We start from the raw sequence: 1,527 nt of genomic DNA, 5'->3' as shown, positions 1-1,527 counted from the left end.
GACAAACCCGGTACGGTTCATACATATGCAGACATAGCTCATACATCGGAATTTAAACTTACCCTCTACACTGAAATTAAGTTTTAGAAACGCAGAGGAAATTCAGATGGAAAAGTATTCAAAGATTCTAATCCTGAGCTTATTTGGATTTACTGGAACAGTAGCTATTGCAGATGAATCCATCCCAATAGAAGCAACTGCCGCCGCCGAAGCGCAACAGGTTGCTTTAGATTATGGAAATGAGAAAGACAAAAAATCTGAATCATCTGAAAGCCCTTAATTAAAGTAATGCCGGTCAGTTAAGAAATTGACTGGCATTTTCTTGGGTATTTCCGTGGTGTTCCTTTCACAACTCGTGGGCAACTCCCCACTCTCCTCTCAGGCAATACATATCTCTTAGATTTTTCCAGTAAACTTTCTAAATGTTTAGGTAAATTACCTGCGGAGTCTAAAGAGTCGAATCTTAATATATTCAGAATGCCAATAGATGCAATATGAAAGCTGGTTCTCAAAGGACTGACTTTTGCACGTTGAGCCATATGTTTCATTGTCTTCTTAGAATATTATAGGCAATACCCCCCATAATTCTTGATAAACTAAATCAGGTTGCTTGCTCCTCAAATGCTTGCCCTCCTGTAAATCACTTTTGATTTCTCGGTAACACATTTTTATTTCCCAGCGCTGAGCATAAAGCTTCGCCAAGCCTATCAGTGGCTATGTCTTTGGGTTTATTAATAAAGTGATATAACGTCTAATTTTCCCTTCCTGCTCAACTTCAATCAAACGCACTTCCCAATACCCCCTAATGTTGGATTAAGTTTCTTGGCATTTGCTGATATTGGCATCCTGATATGAAAGTCATGCTGAGAATTACGCTTGATTTAGAATTGTTCAAACACAATTTAAACCAGATCCCTTCAGGAACCTTTGTTCTTACAGATAGAGGTTATCAAAGAATTTATACTTTGTATCCCAATACCCTGTTGCCATTAGAGGCCAAAAGCCGCTGTAAACTGGATCCTGAACTANAATTAAGTATGTATTTGGCAGTCTAAAAACTTTCAAAATGCTTTCAGAACGTTATCGCAATACAGCTAAAAGCCCCCCTTTTTGAGATTCAATCTAGTTGCTGGAATTTATAATTTGCAACTGAGTAAGAATGATTTATGAAGGAGGTCTAATCTAAGAAAATAAAAAAATCCTAAAACCATTTAACTTCTTAGGATTTGAATGGGCAGGATATAAATATAAGCTTATGCTTGAATATCTAAGGTCATTTCAATTTTGTCCTGTGACCAGATTTCGATGTCATATTCAATCACTAGATCATCTGATTTTGAAATACGTTCAATATAAGTGGCGGTTTGACTTAAAGGAATACCTAAGTGCTGGCTCTCAAAATGAGACACACCGGTATTTTTAATTTTTAACTGACTACTCGTGTAATTATAATGAAAGTGATTTTTAATGACATCTTGGACCGAAGTAATCACATTATAATTCAGCACTTTCCTTCCAAATTCGTTT

At 36.4% G+C, this 1,527-nt stretch carries 2 protein-coding genes and 1 pseudogene; 1 reads left to right on the top strand and 2 read right to left on the bottom strand.

The genetic code is table 11. The annotated features are described in order from the left end of the window. Positions 1 to 106 precede the first annotated feature (106 nt). On the top strand, positions 107 to 280 hold the full coding sequence (locus BK820_RS15560) for a hypothetical protein (protein WP_004281965.1): 174 nt from the start codon (positions 107 to 109) through the stop codon (positions 278 to 280). Between the two features lie 19 nt (positions 281 to 299). Here the strand turns inward: BK820_RS15560 and BK820_RS15835 are convergent. Together BK820_RS15835 and BK820_RS14850 are read right to left on the bottom strand one after the other, a co-directional pair. Continuing rightward, a pseudogene (locus BK820_RS15835) lies at positions 300 to 881 on the bottom strand (IS4 family transposase); the annotation flags it as partial. Positions 882 to 1,253: 372 nt separating this feature from the next. After that, positions 1,254 to 1,527: UTRA domain-containing protein (locus BK820_RS14850; protein WP_143045208.1), on the bottom strand; the 274-nt coding region annotated here is incomplete at its 5' end.

Source organism: Acinetobacter sp. LCT-H3, from assembly GCF_001866125.1.
Lineage (GTDB): Bacteria > Pseudomonadota > Gammaproteobacteria > Pseudomonadales > Moraxellaceae > Acinetobacter > Acinetobacter schindleri.
The sequence above is the reverse complement of the archived record's forward strand: the minus strand, read 5'-3'. Positions and strand labels throughout refer to the sequence as shown.